Source organism: Amycolatopsis sp. 3B14, from assembly GCF_050958625.1.
Lineage (GTDB): Bacteria > Actinomycetota > Actinomycetes > Mycobacteriales > Pseudonocardiaceae > Amycolatopsis_E > Amycolatopsis_E thermoflava.
Genome location: NZ_JBHZEN010000045.1, coordinates 1 through 16,420, shown reverse-complemented (window position 1 = coordinate 16,420; position 16,420 = coordinate 1). Strand labels below are relative to the sequence as shown.

Here is a 16,420-nt window from a genome sequence, read left to right as displayed (position 1 = left end):
GGGTCGTGGATCTGGGAAACCAAGCGTGACACCAGGACGTGAGGCATCCCAAGGAGCTGCGATGAGCTTCACACGTCGGTGGTTCCGAGCAGCCGCCGGAGGGCCGTCGGCGGGCGGCCGACGTGTTCCTTGACGGTCCGGGTGAGGTGGGCCTGGTCGGCGAAGCCGAGGTCGGCCGCGAGTCCTGCCAGGTCGGTTTCGCCGCCTTCGAGGCGTTCCAGCACCACCCCGACGCGGACCCGGTTGCGGTAGCGGGTGAGGGGCACGCCCATTTCGCGGGTGAAGGCGCGGCTGAGCCGGAAGGGGGAGACGTGGAGTAGTTCGGCGAGGGAGAGGAGGGTGCCGGCGGCCGGGTGCCGCTCGACGATGGCGATGCGCGCTCTGGCGACGATGTCCCGGTCGGTGGCCCGGGCGCCGAGGTGCGGTGACGCCCGGGTGTCGAGGTGGGGCGCAGGCCCGATGGCGGCGCGGGTGAGGGCGAGGAGGCTTTCCGGCAGCGCGTAGTCGGAGTCGGCCTGCCGGGTGGACGCGATGAACCGCCGGTGGGCGAGCTCGAGCGCGGCGTCGACGTAGACGGCCGGAGTGGCCGGCCGATGCTCCCCGAAGAGCGAGGCCCACAGCGAGGGCGCGAACTGGATGGCGGTGCACACGTCACCACCCCCGGGATGAGCGAAGGTCTCTTCTTGATCCGGCAGCGAGAGGTAGCCAACGGTCGGATCGGCCTCGAAGACCCCGGCGCGCGTCCGGCGCCGGAACCAGCCCCGCCGAACGAGCACCAGTTCCGGCGCGGAGCGCCCCTCAGGCGCCGACCACCCGCGATGCCGACCCCCACAACGCACAACCCGCACCGCGACGCCCGCCCGCGAGGCAATCGAGAGAACGGCCACCATGCGCGCGACGGTACCCCGCAGGTACGACAATTCCGGGGCGTCTTGGTGCGGCACCGGCGCCCTTGAGACCCGCCCCCGGAGGCTCGACGCCTGCCGCTCTACCGCCCCGGCGCTCTGCGGTGCCGGCGCTCTGCCGTGCCGGCACGGTGCCGTGCTGCGCTCTACCGCCCCGGCGCTTTGCCGTGCCGGCGCTCTGCCGTGCTGCGCTCTACAGCCCCGGCGCTCTGCCGCCCCGGCGCTTTGCCGCCCCGGCGCTTTGCCGTGCTGGCGCTTTGCCGTGCCGCGCTCTGCCGTGCTGGCACTCTGCCGTGCCGAAGCCCTGCCGCCCCCGGGGCCCTGCCGCTCGGGCACCCAAGCATCCAGCCACCCTGCCGCCTCGGCGGCGTGCAGTGCACTGCACCGGGTGTCCGTGCTCGGCACCCGGTCAGCGAGTCGCCCTGTCCGCCCTACCGGGCGCTGTTTGTCCCGGCGGCCTGCCCTCTGGCGCGGGCACCCAACGTGCGGCGCTCCGCCCCGCTGGGTTCAGCTCACCAGCAGGTGTTGTCCCTGGCCGAGTGCCTTTTCGCCCACGGTGTGGAGCAGTGCCCACATCGTGGCCTGGTTCGCGGTGACCACGGGCTTGCCCAGCTCCCGCTCCAGCGGCGCGATCACGTCGTAGGTGGGCAGGCCGGTGCAGCTCACGAACACCGCCTCGGCCGTGGGGCTGTCGCCCTCGCGGATCAGGTCCGTCACCTCCTCGGGCTGGACGTCGGGGACTTCGTCGACTGCCAGGGCGAAACCGGTGATCCTGGTGATTTCGAAGCCGTGCGCCGTCAGGTACGTCTGCAGGCGTCGGCCCACCGCGGGCGCGTACGGGTGCACCACGGCCACCCGCTGCGCGCCCACGCTCCGCAGGGCGTCGACAACCGCCCCGGACGTGGTCAGCGCCCGGGGCGCGCCGCACGACTCCATCGCTTCCCGCAGGGCGCGTTCGCCCGCCTCACCGCCGACGAAACTGCACGCGGTGCAGGCGTAGGCGATCGCCGCCGCGCCCGTGTCGCACAGCGCGCGAACCGGGGCCGCCAGGTACGCGGGATCGGACAGCGCGGACACCATCGTCAGGTTGTCGTCGGCCGGCGCCTCGGCCGTCCGGCGCACCTCCAACTCGACCCCGTCCGGCAGCCAGCGGCGGATCTCGTCGTCCCGGGTGAAGTCGAACGACGCGACGACGCCGACCCGCAGTGTGCCCATGACGCCGGGTACCCGCCGAGCAGCGCAAGAATCTTCAAGACCCCAGGCCGGCGGCGCGGCACGCTGACCGCATGGCTTCGATACGTACGGAAATCCTGATCGACACTCCTCTCGACGTGGTCTGGGCGGCTCTTCGGGACTGGGGCGCGCTGCACGAACGCCTCGCCCCCGGCTTCGTCACCGACACGCGCCTGGACGGCACGGACCGGATCGTCACCTTCTTCGACGGCACGGTCGTGCGTGAGGTGCTGGTCGACCTCGACGACGACGCGCACCGGCTCGTCTGGTCCGTCGTCGGCGGGCCCTACACCCACCACAACGGCGTCGCGCAGGTGTTCGCCGACGGGCCGGGCCGGACGCGGTTCGTCTGGGTCGCCGACCTCCTCCCCGGAGACCTCGCGGCACGCACCGGTGCTTTGATGGAGCAAGGCACCGCGGTCATCAAGGAGACGCTGGAGGCACAGGCCCTCCCGGCCTGAGGGGACACCATGACAGCACTGGGTTACGCGCTCTTCGACACCGCGATCGGTCACTGCGGCATCGCCTGGGGTGAGCACGGCGTCACCGGAGTCCGCCTGCCCGACGGCGCGCCCGCCACTACGCGGGCCCGTCTCCGGGCCGACTTCCCCGGGGCCGTCGAGTCGGCGCCGCCCGACGAGATTCAGGCCGCGATCGACGAGATCACCGCCCTCCTTCGTGGTGAGCGCCGCGACCTGCTCGGGATCGTTCTCGACTACCAGGGCGTGCCGGACTTCAACCGACGCGTGTACGAGATCGCGCGGAACATCCCGCCCGGGCGGACCCTCACCTACGGCGACATCGCCCACCGGCTCGGCATGCCGGGGTCGGCGCAGGCAGTCGGCCAGGCACTGGGGCACAACCCCTTCCCGATCGTCGTGCCGTGCCACCGGGTGCTGGCCGCCGGACGCCGCATGGGCGGGTTCTCCGCCCGTGGTGGCGTCGAGACCAAGCGGCAGATGCTCATCATCGAAGGTGCGGACGTCCAGCCGACCCTCTTCTGACGCGGGCGCGTCCGGCGCCCGGGGGAGCACGCCCGGTGGGGCGGCCGGCGTGTGAGTGGTGGTTCAAGGATCTCCTTTCACGTTGGTTCAGAACCGAAGCGCGGGACTGGACGTGGCGGGTGGAACGGTGGGTTCTTCCGCGGCCCTCTTGCGTGGGAAGGCATGGGAGGGCGCCGGGCATCGTGTCGGGTCACGGCTCGACGGGTTATCCGTGGCCGCGGCCACGTACGGATTTCCAGTGGGCGTATTCGGCGCGCCCGGGGGAGCGCGTCCGGTGGGGCGGCCGGCGTGTGAGTGGTGGTTCAAGGGATCTCCTTCGACGTTGGTTCGGGATCGGCTTGTGAAGCCCGGCCTGCGTGCGGTGGTGGGACGGTGGGTTCTCGCGCGGTCCTCTCGCGTGGGACGGCGGCCTTCTGTGGGAGGGCAGCGGGCATCGTGTCGGGTCACGGCCCGACCGGTTACCCGTGGCCGCGCGCGGATTCAAGGGGTACTCGGGACGCATCCGGCGGGGCGGCCGGCGTGTACTTGCATTCGAGCGGCGGGCATCGTGTCGGGAGGAGCGCACGTTGCGCCCGGCGGGCGTGCAACCAAAGGCGGCGAAAGCAGGCGCCGTCAACTGCTCGCTTGCGAGCGCGTCAGCAGCGAGCGCAACCGAATCAGCGTCGTCAGCCGCTGGGGGAGCGGGGGTTCAGCCACGGTCTGACCGGCCACCCCTCCGCCGCGGCCATCAGCGGCACCGCGGTCGCACCGTCGATGTGTTCTCGCAGGATGTCCGCGTGCCCGGCGTGCCGCGCGGTTTCCTGGATCAGGTGCAGCAGCACCCACCGCACGGTCCACGCGTCCACCTCGTCCGGGAGCCACGGCACCCGCACCGGCTGCCCCAGATCCGGGATCCCGGCGACGATCTCCTCGGTCTCGCTGGCCGCCGAGTCGTAGGCGGTCAGCACCTCGGACAGCGTTTCCCCTTGACCCACAACGAAATCCGCCACGTCCTCGCCGTCCGCCGGGGAGCCCCGCACCGCCGCCATCCACCGTCGCTCGGCGCTCGTCACGTGTTTCACCAACCCGCCGATGCTCAGCGCGCTCCGCGTGGGCGTCAGCCGCGCCTGCGCATCGCTCAGACCACGCGCCGCCAGGCGCAGGACGTACCGCTGCTGCGCGAGAAAAGTGAGCAGGCCGTCGCGCTCGTCGGCCACCGGACGGACATTCCCAGCCATGACAACAGTTCCTTCCAGAAGGGGCATGGCGGAATGATGGCACCCGGGTCCGACAGTTTCCGGCTCAGAACTCCCCTTCGCGCCAGCAATTCGTGATGGGCAGCCGTCGATCTCGCCCGAAAGCCTTAAAAGTTGTCTTCGTACCGATCGGGTACTGGCGGCGTTTGTACTCCGCACGGTCTACCATCCGGATCACCCGATCGATCGTTTCCGGCGAAAACCCCGCCTCGACCAACTCGGCGTAACCCCGGTCGCCTTCGACGTAGTCGTCGAGGATGTCGTCCAGCAACCCGTAGTTCGGCAAGGAATCCGTGTCGAGCTGCCCCGGCCGCAGCTCCGCCGACGGCGGCTTGGCGATCGAGTTCTCCGGGATCGGCGGCACCTCGCCGCGTTTCTCGGCCGCGGCGTTCCGCCACCGGGCCAGCGCCCACACCTGCGTCTTGAACACGTCCTTGATCGGCGCGAACCCACCCACCGCGTCGCCGTACATCGTCGAGTACCCGACCGCCAGCTCCGTCTTGTTCCCGGTCGCCAGCACCAGATGTCCCTCCAGGTTGGACAGTGACATCAGGATCATGCCGCGCACCCGCGCCTGGATGTTCTCCTCCGCCAGACCGGACAACCCGAGCTGTGCCACGTACACCCGCACCATGTCGTCGACCGGCTCCACCCGGAAGTGGCAACCCAGCCGCCGCGCCAGTTCCGCCGCGTCGTCCCGCGAATGCGCCGACGAGTACCGCGACGGCATCGACACCCCGTGCACCGAATCCGGTCCCAGCGCGTCCACCGCCAGCGCCGCCGTCACCGCGGAGTCGATCCCGCCGGAGAACCCGAAGATCACCGAGCGGAACCCGTTCTTGTGCACGTAGTCCCGCAACCCGACGACCAGCGCCGACCACACCTCCGCCTCCTGGGACAACGGCTCCCGCACCGCCGCGGCCAAGGGTTCGTACGCCGGCACCGGATCCGCGGACAGCACCCGCCGCCGCACCTCGAGCCCCTCGTACGTGCCCGGCGCGCAACCACCTGCCGCCCCAGCCAAATCAGCGACCAGCAGGTGCTCCACGAACTGCGGCGCACGCGCGAGCAACGACCCGTCCGCGCCCACCACGAACGAGTCTCCGTCGAACACGAGGTCGTCCTGACCGCCGACCTGGTTCGCGTAGACCAGGGGAGCGCCGGCCTCCGCCGCCCGCCGCGCGACCAGCGGCAGCCGGATGTCGTCCTTGGACCGTTCGTACGGCGAGGCGTTCGGCGACACCACCACGCCGACCCCGGCCGCCCCGAGCGCGGACACCGGCCCGCCCTCCTGCCAGAGGTCCTCGCAGATCACCATCCCGATGTCGCAGCCGTGGAACCGCAGCACGTCCATCGTCCGCCCCGCCTTGAACCACCGCTGCTCGTCGAACACGCCGTAGTTGGGCAGGTGGTGCTTGAACTGCCGCGCGACCACCTCACCGCGCCACAGGGCGGCCGCCGCGTCGCGGGGGCCGACGTCGTCCACGTCGAGGTAGCCCACGTACACGAGCAGCTCGCCGCAACCCGCGTCCGCAAGCGAAGCAGCCAACGCCCGCAACGCCGAGCGCGACGCCTCCGCGAAGGTCCCGCGCAACGCGAGGTCCTCGACCGGGTACCCGGTCAGCGACATCTCGGGGAACACGACGACGTGCGCCCCCGCCTCGGCGGCCTTTCGGGCCCACGTCACGGTCTGCGCCGCGTTGGCCGTGAGGTCGCCGACGGTCGGGTTCACCTGGGCCAGCGCGATCCGGAGCATGGCCTCATTGTCGGCCACGCCCCGGATGCCCGCTCAGTTCTTCTTGCGCCGCAAGAGGCTGCGCACCTGCCGCAGCGTCTCCTCGAAGCCCGCGTCGAACGGCGCGTCGTGCACCAGGTACGTCCACGTCGAGCTGGCCCGCCGCACGCCGGAGGCCGCGAGGTCGATGCCGTCGTCGCCGATCTCGGCGTCGGCGAGCGTCTCGGCGGACCGCTCCTTGATCGCGGGCACGATCTTGCGGAACTCCGGGATCGCGATGCGGTGGAACTCGTCCAGCGGCGTCTCCCGCGCCAGCGCGCGCAGGTGGATGCTCTCCCGCACGTCGGTGAGGAACGCGAGATGGTCCGACCACATCTGGTCCAGGTGGTACAGCATGATCTCGCGGCAGACCTGCTTCGCCTTCTCCTCACCGACCTTCTCGGTCAGCTCGTCGTAGCGCTTCTCGCCGGACAGCGCCTCCGCGGCCGCGTCGGTCCGGAGCAGCTCGTCGCGGTACTCCAGCAGCTCGCGCCGCTGGTGCTCGATCAGGCGCGTGTAGCGCCAGGTGTTGCGGTGGATCTCCAGGTCCACGCCCTCGGCGACGCGCTGCGCGTGGTCGATGTGCCGCTTCGCCGCCGGGTCGGTGATCTCGCCCGTCTCGTCGTCGGCGGTGATGCCGTCCGGCACGTCCGGCGCGTTCGAGGTGACCAGCTCGTCGTTCAGGCTCGCGAAGAACACCGCGCTGCCCGGGTCGCCCTGGCGGCCGGACCGGCCGCGCAGCTGACCGTCCAGGCGGCTCGACGGGTACCGCGCGGTGCCGATGACGTGCAGACCGCCCAGCTCGGCGACGCGTTCGCGGTCCTTGCCGTCCGCGCCGCCCAGCCGGATGTCGGTGCCGCGGCCTGCCATCTGGGTGGACACGGTGATCGCGCCGTACTTGCCCGCCTCGGCGATGATCGCGGCTTCCTCGGCGTCGTTGCGCGCGTTGAGGACGACGCACGGCAGGTCGGCCTTCGCCAGCTTCTCGGCGAGCTCCTCGGACTCCGCGACGTCCTGCGTGCCGACGAGGATCGGCCGCCCGGTCTCGTGCACCTCGCGGATCTCCTTGACGATCGCGCGCAGCTTGTGCGACGGCGAGGCGAAGATCCGGTCGTCGAGGTCCTCGCGGACGTTCGGCTTGTTCGGCGGGATGACCGCCACCTCGAGCTGGTAGAACTCGCGCAGCTGCTCGGCGACCGCGACCGCGGTGCCGGTCATGCCGGCGACCTGCGGGTACCGGGCGATCAGCGCCTGCACCGTGATCGAGTCGAGGATCTCGCCGCTGTCGGTGGGCGCGACCTGCTCCTTCGCCTCGACCGCGGCCTGCAGCCCGTCCGGCCAGCGCTGCAGCTCGGCGACCCGGCCGCGGGAGGCGTTGATCAGCTCGACCTTTCCGTCGCGCACCAGGTAGTCGACGTCGCGGGTGAGCAGCGCGTGTGCGTGCAGGGCGACGTTGACCGCCGCCAGCCGCTCGGAGCCGGACTCGCTGTACAGGTCGACCCCGCCGAGGGCCTTCTCCACGACGGACGCGCCTGCCGTGGTCAGCCACGCGTTGCGGCCGTCGGTGTCGGTCTCGTAGTGCAGGCCGAGCCGCAGCCGCCGGACCACGTTGGCGACCTCGGTGTCGGCGACGGCCTGGTCCACCGAGCCGGCCATGACCAGCGGGACCCGCGCCTCGTCGACCAGCACCGAGTCGGCCTCGTCGATGATCGCGACCTCGGGGGCGGGCTGGACGACGTCCTCGGCGCGGGTGACGAGCCGGTCGCGCAGCATGTCGAACCCGATCTCGCTGACCGCGCCGTAGGTGACCTCGGCGTCGTAGGCCACACGCCGCTCCTCGCGGGTGAGGCTGCCGTCGACCCAGCCGACCGTGACGCCGAGCAGGTCGTACACCGGCTTCATCCACTCGCCGTCGCGGCGGGCCAGGTAGTCGTTGACGGAGATGACGTGCACGCGCTTGCCCTGCAGCGCGTACCCCGCGGCGGCGAGCGCGCCGGCCAGCGTCTTGCCCTCACCGGTCTGCATCTGCACGACGTGTCCGGACAGCAGGCCCATCGTGCCGAGCAGCTGCACGTCGAACGCGCGCTCGTCCAGCGCCCGCCGCGCGGCTTCGCGGCCGAGCGCGCACAGCTCCACCAGCTGCGGGTCGCCGAGCTCGGCCTCCAGGCGGAGCTTGCCCGCGCGCTCGGTCAGCTCCGCGTCGCTCAGGGCCTCCAGCTCGGGTTCGAGCGCCTCGATGTCCGGCAGCAGCGCCTCGTACTTGGTCAGCTCGACGCTGCCCGGCCGCTCGATGAGCTTGCGCAACCGCTTGCCCATCCGGCTGATCAGTGCTGGCACCCGTGGTCTCCTGTCCTTCTCGCGCGCAACCCACCAGCCAACGAGGTGGCGGTGCACCTGTGTTCCCACTCAGGATGGCACGATCACGACGTGCGCTTCCTTCCGCGAGCCAGGTCCCGGTCCGTACGAGCCGCCGTCCTCGGCGCCTGCCTGCTGGTGCCGGTCGCGGCCTGCACCTCGCCGGGGCCCACGCCGGCTCCGGCGCCGACGGCAACCACCGAGTCGGCCGGGCCGGCCGGGGTGGTGCCGGCCGGGCTGGAGCGGTTCTACGCACAGCCGTTGACCTGGGGCGACTGTGCACCTTACGCGAGTTCGGACGACGTCAGGTCCGCCTTCAGCAGTAATGATCTCCAGTGCGCCCGGCTGACCGTGCCGCTGGACTACACGAAGCCGCAGGGCGACACGATCACGATCGGCGTGCTCCGGCACAAGGCGACGGGCAACCGGCTCGGGGCGCTCGTGCTCAACCCGGGCGGCCCCGGCGCGTCCGGCATGTACGCCGCCGCCGGTCTCGCGCCGCAGGTCGCGAACACCGACCTCGGCAAGCGCTTCGACATCGTCGGCTTCGACCCGCGGGGGATCGGCGCCAGCGAACCGGACGTGACCTGCCTGACCGACGCCGAGCGGGACGAGCAGCGCGCCGAGGACCTGGAGGCCGACGGCAGCCCGGCAGGCGTGGCCAAGCAGGACGCCGAGTCCAAGGAGTTCGCCGACAAGTGCGCCGAGCGGACCCGGTTCGGCACCGCGATGCTCGCGAACCTGGGCACCCGCGACGTCGTCAAGGACATGGACGTCCTGCGGTCGGCGCTGGGCGAGGAGAAGCTGACCTACCTCGGCTACTCCTACGGCACGCGGATCGGCTACACCTACGCCGAGACGTTCCCGCAGAACGTGCGCGCCATGGTGCTCGACGGCGCGCTCGACCCGAGCCAGGACGAGGTCGAGTCGCTGGTCGCGCAGGGGCAGGGCTTCGGCGTCGCGTTCAACGACTTCGCCAAGTGGTGCGCCGCCCGCCGCGATTGCGCGCTCGGCGCCGACCCGGCACGCGCGACGCAGGCCTTCCAGAACCTGGTGCGGCCGCTGATCGACAACCCGGTCCGCCTCCGCGACGGCCGGGTCCTCAGCTACGACGACGCCACGCTCGGCGCGATCCAGGCGCTGTACTCGCAGCAGTTGTGGGCGCCGCTGAACGCAGGCCTCAACGAGCTGAAGAGCGGCCAGGGCGCCACGTTGATGGCGCTGGCCGACCAGTACAACGAGCGCGACTCCAGCGGCAACTACGCCAACACGCAGGACGCCTTCACCGCGATCCGCTGCGTCGACGACCCGCCGGTGACCGACCGCGCCGAGATCCTCGAGGCGGAGAACCGCTACGACCAGGTGGCGCCCTTCCTCGACGACGGCAGGCCCAACGGCGCCGCGCTGGACCCGTGCGCGTTCTGGCCGGTGCCCAACACCTCGGAGCCGCACGAGCCGAACGTCGCCGGCGTGCCGCCGGTTCTGGTGATCTCGACCACGAACGATCCGGCCACCCCGTACCAGGCGGGGGTGAACCTCGCGAAGGCGATGAAGGGCGCGCTGCTGACGTTCGAGGGCACCCAGCACACCGTCTTCCTGCAGGGAGTCGACTGTGTGGACGACATCGGCAGCGCGTACCTGATCGACGGGACCCTGCCCGCGGAAGGCGCGCGCTGTACCTCTCGGTGACCGGACTGGCACGATGTGAACGATGCGTTTTCCCCGCCGACGGAGGCTGCTCGCCGCGGGCCTGGTGGCCGCCGCGCTGACCGCGTGCACCACGCAGACCCCCGCACCGCCGCCGTCACCCTCGCCGGTGGCGGCGGACGCCCACGCGCTCGACCGCTTCTACGACCAGCAGCTCGCGTGGGGTGACTGCGCGGCGTACGCGACGGGGCAGCAGAGCGCGGACGCGTTCCGCACGCCCGGTGTGGAGTGCACCCGGCTGACCGTTCCGCTGGACTACGCGAACCCGCGCGGCGAGACGATCACCGTCGGCGTGCTGCGGCACAAGGCGCTCGACCCGGCGCACCGCATCGGCTCGCTGGTCATGAACCCGGGCGGCCCCGGCGGTTCCGGCATGGAGGCGGCCGCCCGGCTGGTGCCGACAGTCTCGAACAACGCGATCGGGCTGCGGTTCGACTTCGTCGGCTTCGACCCGCGCGGTGTGGGTGCCAGCCAACCGCGCGTGCGGTGCCTGACCGACGCCGAACGCGACGCCGAGCGGGCGAGCAACCCGGGCGCCTCGGACGCCGCGTGGACCGGGCAGGCGACGGACTTCGCGGCGAAGTGCGCCCAGCGCACCGAGCACGGCGACGCGATGCTGGCCAACATGGGCACGCGGGACGTGGTCAAGGACCTCGACGTCCTGCGGGCCGCGCTGGGCGAGGCGAAGCTGAGCTACCTCGGCTACTCCTACGGCACCCAGATCGGTTACAGCTACGCCGAGGCCTTCCCGGAGCGGGTCCGCGCGTTGCTGCTGGACGGTGCGATCGACCCGGCGGCGAACGACCCGGACTCGCTGGTCGCGCAGGGCGCCGGGTTCTCGCGCGCGTTCGGCGAGTTCGCCGCCGAGTGCGCGCGGCACGACGGCTGCGCGCTGGGCCGCGACCCGGCGAAGGCGGCGGCCGAGTTCCAGAACCTGGTCCAGCCGCTGGTCGGCGCGCCGGCGAAGACCGGCGACGGCAGGCACCTGTCCTACCGGGACGCCATCACGGGCGTGGTCGAGGCGATGTACTCGAGCCAGTCCTGGCCGTTCCTCAACACCGGGCTCGGCTTGCTGCGCGGCGGTGACGGCTCGGTCCTGCTCCGGCTCGCCGACGGCTACTACGAGCGCGACGCCGACGGCCGGTACTCCTCGTTGCAGGACGCCTACTACGCGGTGCGCTGCGTGGACAACCCGCGTGCGGTCGATCCGGCGGTGTCCCGGCAGCGGATGGCCGACGCCGCGCCGTTCCTCGGCTGGGGCCGCCCCGACCAGGGCGAACTCGACGTGTGCGCGTCCTGGCCGGTGCCCAGCACGTCGCAGCCGCACCGGCCGACGGTCACCTCCGCCGCGCCACCGCTGGTCATCTCGACGACCGGCGACCCGGTGACCCCGTACCAGGCGGGTGTCAACCTCGCGAACGTCTTCCGGGGCGGGCTGCTCACGGTCGACGGCACGCAGCACACCGCGTTCCTGCACGGCAACATGTGCGTGGACGTAGCCGGCCTGGACTACCTGGTGGACGGCTCCCAGCCGCCACCGGGCACCCGCTGCCAGGCCTAACCGCCGGTCGTGGTTCCGACCGGCACGTTCTGGTCGGACAGCGCGAGCTCCAGCTGGATGGCGCCTTCGTTCGGCTGCCGCGGCGGCACCTGGATCCACACGCGCACCAGGTTGCGTGGCTCGGCCTTGGTGACCCAGAACTTGATGTCCACGTCAGCCTGGATGCCGGGGATGACGCTGGAGATGACGTCCTTCGCCAGCTCGCCGGTGACCCGGTAGGCCTCGACGCCGAGGACGTCCTCCTTCGTCTCCGTCTTCAGCGCGGTCGCCTCCGACATCAGCTTGGGCAGGCCGCGCTCGGAGTCGAGCAGCGTCATCGGGTTGTAGTCGGCGGGCACCGGGGCCTGCCGCTGCTGGCCCTTGGTGTCGGTGAGGAAAAGCGTCTCGCCGACGAGCACGTAGTCCAGCTCGAACCGGTCGGCCGAGGCCTGCACGTCCGCCTGCCCGATCGCCGTGCCGTGCGGCCCGCCGTCCTTGCTGGCCTGCCCCTTGACCTCGCGGATGTCCAGGCCGGGGATGGTCGAGCTGACGCTGAAGTCGAACCGCACGCTGCGGATCCCGTTCAGGCTCGTCTCGGCGGCGTCCACGAGCGCGCGCCCGTCGGGGAGTGGTTCCTCTGGCGCGGCCGAACAGGCGGTGGACAGCGCCAGGACCAGGGCGAGGACACCGGCGGTGCGTCGGCGGAGCATGCGTCCAAGGTAGCGATCAGCGGCGGGCGAACGTCCGGCGGTATGCCAGCGGTGCGACGCCGATCGCGGCGTTGAGGTGCTGCCGCAGCGACGCCGCGGTGCCCAGCCCCGACTCGGCCGCCACCCGGTCGACGGGCAGATCCGTGGTCTCCAGGAGGTGGCGGGCGTGCAGCACCCGCTGCTGGTTCAGCCAGGCGCGGGGCGACTGCCCGGTCTCCGCGCGGAAGCGGCGGCTGAAGGTGCGCACGCTCATGCCCGCGTGCTTCGCGAGCGCGGCCAGGTCGAGCGGTTCGCCGAGCCGTTCCAGCACCCACGCGCGCGTCGCGGCGGTGCTGCCGTCGGCCTCGGGCAGCGGCTGCTCGATGAACTGCGACTGCCCGCCGTCGCGCCACGGCGGCACGACGCAGTAGCGGGCGACCTGATTGGCGACCGCGCTGCCGTGGTCGGACCGCACGAGGTGCAGGCACAGGTCCACGCCGGCGGCCAGCCCGGCCGAGGTCAGGACGTCGCCGTCGTCCACGAACAACACGTTCTCGTCCAGGTCGACCCGCGGGTAGAGGCGCCGGAAGGCGGGCGCGTGCGCCCAGTGGGTGGTCGCGCGGCGCCCGTCGAGCACGCCGGCGGCGGCCAGCACGAACGCGCCGGTGCAGATCGACACGAGCCGCGCCGACGACGGGATCCGGGCCATCGCCGCGGCCAGGTCGGGCGGCAGCACGCCCTCCTGCCGCGGCCCGTGCACGCGGGTGCCGGGGATGACGACGGTGTCGGCGTCCTCCAGTGCTTCCGGACCGTGGTCGAGGTGCGCCTCGTACCCGTGGCTTACCCGCACCGGCCGGTCGTCGACCCCGCAAACCCGCACGTCGTAGAGCCGTTCGCCGTCCTGTGTGGCGGTGCCGAACACGAGCGGCGCGATGTTCAGGTCGTACCCGACCACTTCGGAGACCGCGAGGACCACAACCCGGTGCATGGCCGGATTCTTGCACATATTGGCGCTCCGGCCACTCGTCCGGGTGATCGCGATCGGGGAGCATGTACCGGTGACAAGAACGAAGTCGCGCATCCACCCGGCCTGGTTCGTCGCCTTCGCGGCATTCGTCGCGCTGGTGGGCGCCGCCGGTTTCCGCGCCACCCCGAGCGTGCTGATCGACCCGCTGCACGAGGAGTTCGGCTGGTCGACGGCCACGATCTCGGCCGCCGTGTCGATCAACCTCCTGCTCTACGGCCTGACCGCGCCGTTCGCCGCGGCGCTGATGGAGCGGCTCGGCATGCGCAAGGTCGTGACCGGCGCGCTGGTCCTGGTCGCCGCGGGCAGCGGGCTGACGGTCTTCATGACCGCGAGCTGGCAGCTGCTGCTGTGCTGGGGCGTGCTGGTCGGGCTGGGGACCGGCTCGATGGCGCTGGCGTTCGTGGCGACCGTGACCGCGCGCTGGTTCGTCCGCCACCGCGGCCTGGTCAGCGGAATCCTGACCGCGGCGGGCGCGGCCGGGCAGCTGGTGTTCCTGCCCCTGCTCGCCGCGCTGGCCACGAACGACGGCTGGCGCACCGCGTCGCTGGTGGTCGCGTTCGCCGCGCTGGCCGTCGTGCCGATCACGTTGATCTTCCTGCGCGACCACCCGAGCGAGATCGGGACGACCGCGTACGGGGCGACCGAGCCGGCGGAGGCGCCGCCGCACTCCTCCGGTGCCGCGCGGCGTGCGCTGCAGGTGCTGGGGCAGGCCGCGAAGACGCCGACGTTCTGGCTCCTCGCGGGCGGGTTCGCGATCTGCGGGGCGTCCACGAACGGCCTGGTCGGCACCCACTTCGTGCCGGCCGCGCACGAGCACGGGATGCCGGCGACCACGGCCGCTTCGCTGCTCGCGCTGGTGGGCATCTTCGACGTGGCCGGCACCATCGCGTCCGGCTGGTTCACCGACCGCGTCAACCCGCGGATCCTGCTCGGCGTGTACTACTTCCTGCGCGGCGGGTCGCTGGTCCTGCTGCCGCAGCTGTTCGCGCCCACCACCGAGCCGCCGATGTGGGCGTTCATCATCTTCTACGGACTGGACTGGGTCGCCACCGTGCCGCCCACGGTGGCGCTGGCCCGTGAGCACTTCGGCCTGAGCGGTCCCATCGTGTTCGGCTGGGTCTTCGCGTCCCACCAGGTCGGCGCGTCGATCGCCGCGGTGGGCGCCGGCCTGATCCACGACCACGCCGGGAGTTACGACCTCGCGTGGTACATCTCGGGCGGTCTGTGCGCGCTGGCTGCGGTGATGTCGCTGGTCATTCCCTCCGTCAGGGCAACACCGGAACCACGAAACATGCCGTTAACACGCCATGCGTAGGGTGCGGCCATGGATCGCCAGCAGGAGTTCGTGCTGCGCACGCTGGAAGAACGTGACATCCGGTTCGTTCGTCTGTGGTTCACCGACGTCCTCGGTTTCCTGAAGTCGGTGGCGGTGGCCCCCGCCGAGCTCGAGGGCGCCTTCAGCGACGGGATCGGGTTCGACGGATCGGCCATCGAAGGCTTCGCGCGCGTCTACGAATCGGACATGGTCGCGAAGCCCGACCCGTCGACGTTCCAGGTGCTGCCCTGGGAGACCCCGGAGGGCGGGCACTACTCGGCGCGGATGTTCTGCGACATCGCGATGCCCGACGGGTCGCCGTCCTGGGCCGACCCTCGGCACGTGCTGCGGCGCCAGCTGTCGAAGGCGGGGGAGGCCGGGTTCACCTGCTACGTGCACCCGGAGATCGAGTTCTTCCTGCTCTCGTCGTTGCCGTCGGACGGCAGCGAGCCCGAGCCCGCGGACAACGGCGGGTACTTCGACCAGGCCAGCCACGCGACCGCGACGCACTTCCGCCGCCACGCCATCGAGGCGCTGGAGGCGATGGGCATCTCGGTGGAGTTCAGCCACCACGAGGGCGCGCCGGGGCAGCAGGAGATCGACCTGCGCTACGCCGACGCGCTGACCATGGCCGACAACGTCATGACGTTCCGGTACGTGGTCAAGGAGGTCGCGCTGACCCAGGGGGTGCGCGCGACGTTCATGCCGAAACCGTTCACCGAGCAGCCCGGCTCGGGGATGCACACGCACGTGTCGTTGTTCGAGGGCGACCGCAACGCGTTCCACAACCCGGAAGATCCGTACGAGTTGTCCGAGACGGGCAAAGCCTTCGTGGCCGGCCTGCTCCACCACGCGCGGGAGATCTCCGCCGTGACCAACCAGTGGGTGAACTCGTACAAGCGGTTGATCAGCGGGGGAGAGGCGCCGACCACGGTGTCGTGGGGCCGGGCGAACCGCTCCGCGCTGGTCCGGGTGCCGAACTACTCGCCGGGCAAGGCGTCGTCGCGACGGGTCGAGATCCGCACGATCGACTCCGCCTGCAACCCCTATCTGGCGTACTCGGTCGTGATCGCCGCCGGGTTGAAGGGGATCGAGAAGGGCTACGAGCTGCCGCCGGCGGCCGAGGACAACATCTGGTCGATGAGCGACGCCGAGCGCCGCGCGGCCGGGTACGACCAGCTGCCGCAGAACCTCGGCGAGGCCCTCGCCGAGATGGAGAAGTCCGAGCTGCTGCCCGACGCGCTGGGCGAGCACGTCTACGACTTCTTCCTCCGGAACAAGCGCGCCGAGTGGGACGCCTACCGGCGCTCGGTCACGCCGTACGAGCTCAAGACGCTCCTACCGGTGCTCTGACCAGGGGAAATGCCGTTAAGGGACCCCCCTGTTTCAGGGGGGTTTCGGGGCATGTAATCTTCTCTTCGTCGCCAGGGAGACCGGGACGACGGGGCCGAAAGCCCCGGCGGACGGGCCAGGGTCGGGCGGTGTTGACACCGCGAACCGAACCGGGTAAAGTTCTTGGTCGGCCCGCGGGTGGGTCGCCAACCACTACTACTAAACCAGTAGGGTTGCTGACGCCCTCCGCGAGAACAAAAAAGCTTTGTAGAAGCAGCAGCTTCGTGTTGTTTGAGAACTCAAC

13 protein-coding genes are annotated in these 16,420 nt (G+C 71.4%); 6 read left to right on the top strand and 7 right to left on the bottom strand.

Annotation, left to right across the window (positions count from 1 at the left end):
- Positions 1 to 68 precede the first annotated feature (68 nt).
- Both ACCP09_RS24620 and ACCP09_RS24615 read right to left on the bottom strand, forming a co-directional pair.
- Entirely contained in the window at positions 69 to 650 is a 582-nt protein-coding gene (locus ACCP09_RS24620; RefSeq protein ID WP_433750584.1) for a helix-turn-helix domain-containing protein, read from the bottom strand.
- Between the two features lie 762 nt (positions 651 to 1,412).
- Positions 1,413 to 2,120, bottom strand: a complete 708-nt coding sequence (locus ACCP09_RS24615; protein WP_433750581.1) for a maleate cis-trans isomerase family protein — start codon at positions 2,118 to 2,120, stop codon at positions 1,413 to 1,415.
- A gap of 71 nt (positions 2,121 to 2,191) precedes the next feature.
- Here ACCP09_RS24615 and ACCP09_RS24610 point away from each other — a divergent pair, with 71 nt between their 5' ends.
- On the top strand, positions 2,192 to 2,599 hold the full coding sequence (locus ACCP09_RS24610) for an SRPBCC family protein (RefSeq protein ID WP_037322648.1): 408 nt from the start codon (positions 2,192 to 2,194) through the stop codon (positions 2,597 to 2,599).
- A gap of 9 nt (positions 2,600 to 2,608) precedes the next feature.
- Positions 2,609 to 3,142: a methylated-DNA--[protein]-cysteine S-methyltransferase gene (locus ACCP09_RS24605; RefSeq protein ID WP_378336880.1), complete on the top strand. Its 534-nt coding sequence runs from the start codon at positions 2,609 to 2,611 to the stop codon at positions 3,140 to 3,142.
- A gap of 665 nt (positions 3,143 to 3,807) precedes the next feature.
- Here ACCP09_RS24605 and ACCP09_RS24600 read toward each other — a convergent pair.
- The 3 genes from ACCP09_RS24600 to secA2 form a co-directional block, all read right to left on the bottom strand.
- A complete protein-coding gene (locus tag ACCP09_RS24600; protein ID WP_433750577.1) occupies positions 3,808 to 4,359 on the bottom strand; it encodes a DinB family protein in 552 nt (183 codons plus the stop codon).
- A 64-nt stretch (positions 4,360 to 4,423) separates the two neighbouring features.
- On the bottom strand, positions 4,424 to 6,133 hold the full coding sequence (locus tag ACCP09_RS24595; RefSeq protein WP_433750574.1) for an NAD+ synthase: 1,710 nt from the start codon (positions 6,131 to 6,133) through the stop codon (positions 4,424 to 4,426).
- Positions 6,134 to 6,166: 33 nt separating this feature from the next.
- Positions 6,167 to 8,467: an accessory Sec system translocase SecA2 gene (gene secA2, locus ACCP09_RS24590; protein WP_433750743.1), complete on the bottom strand. Its 2,301-nt coding sequence runs from the start codon at positions 8,465 to 8,467 to the stop codon at positions 6,167 to 6,169.
- 177 nt (positions 8,468 to 8,644) lie between these two features.
- On the opposite strand from secA2, the gene ACCP09_RS24585 reads away from it, so the two are divergent.
- Positions 8,645 to 10,195: an alpha/beta hydrolase gene (locus tag ACCP09_RS24585; RefSeq protein WP_027932289.1), complete on the top strand. Its 1,551-nt coding sequence runs from the start codon at positions 8,645 to 8,647 to the stop codon at positions 10,193 to 10,195.
- A gap of 22 nt (positions 10,196 to 10,217) precedes the next feature.
- Positions 10,218 to 11,774: an alpha/beta hydrolase gene (locus ACCP09_RS24580; protein WP_433750571.1), complete on the top strand. Its 1,557-nt coding sequence runs from the start codon at positions 10,218 to 10,220 to the stop codon at positions 11,772 to 11,774.
- Here ACCP09_RS24580 and ACCP09_RS24575 read toward each other — a convergent pair.
- Together ACCP09_RS24575 and ACCP09_RS24570 are read right to left on the bottom strand one after the other, a co-directional pair.
- Positions 11,771 to 12,463 (bottom strand): LppX_LprAFG lipoprotein, encoded by a 693-nt coding sequence (locus ACCP09_RS24575; RefSeq protein WP_027932287.1) that lies wholly within the window; start codon positions 12,461 to 12,463, stop codon positions 11,771 to 11,773. The genes ACCP09_RS24580 and ACCP09_RS24575 overlap by 4 nt on opposite strands.
- Positions 12,464 to 12,479: 16 nt before the next feature.
- Positions 12,480 to 13,430: a GlxA family transcriptional regulator gene (locus ACCP09_RS24570; protein WP_378365115.1), complete on the bottom strand. Its 951-nt coding sequence runs from the start codon at positions 13,428 to 13,430 to the stop codon at positions 12,480 to 12,482.
- Here ACCP09_RS24570 and ACCP09_RS24565 point away from each other — a divergent pair.
- Together ACCP09_RS24565 and glnA are read left to right on the top strand one after the other, a co-directional pair.
- On the top strand, positions 13,429 to 14,784 hold the full coding sequence (locus ACCP09_RS24565; protein ID WP_231960651.1) for an MFS transporter: 1,356 nt from the start codon (positions 13,429 to 13,431) through the stop codon (positions 14,782 to 14,784). The two genes, ACCP09_RS24570 and ACCP09_RS24565, sit on opposite strands and share 2 nt — an antisense overlap.
- Positions 14,785 to 14,793: 9 nt before the next feature.
- Positions 14,794 to 16,137 carry a type I glutamate--ammonia ligase gene (gene glnA, locus ACCP09_RS24560; protein WP_017987056.1) on the top strand — a complete coding sequence of 448 codons (1,344 nt, stop codon included), beginning with the start codon at positions 14,794 to 14,796 and terminating at the stop codon, positions 16,135 to 16,137.
- Positions 16,138 to 16,420: the final 283 nt, after the last annotated feature.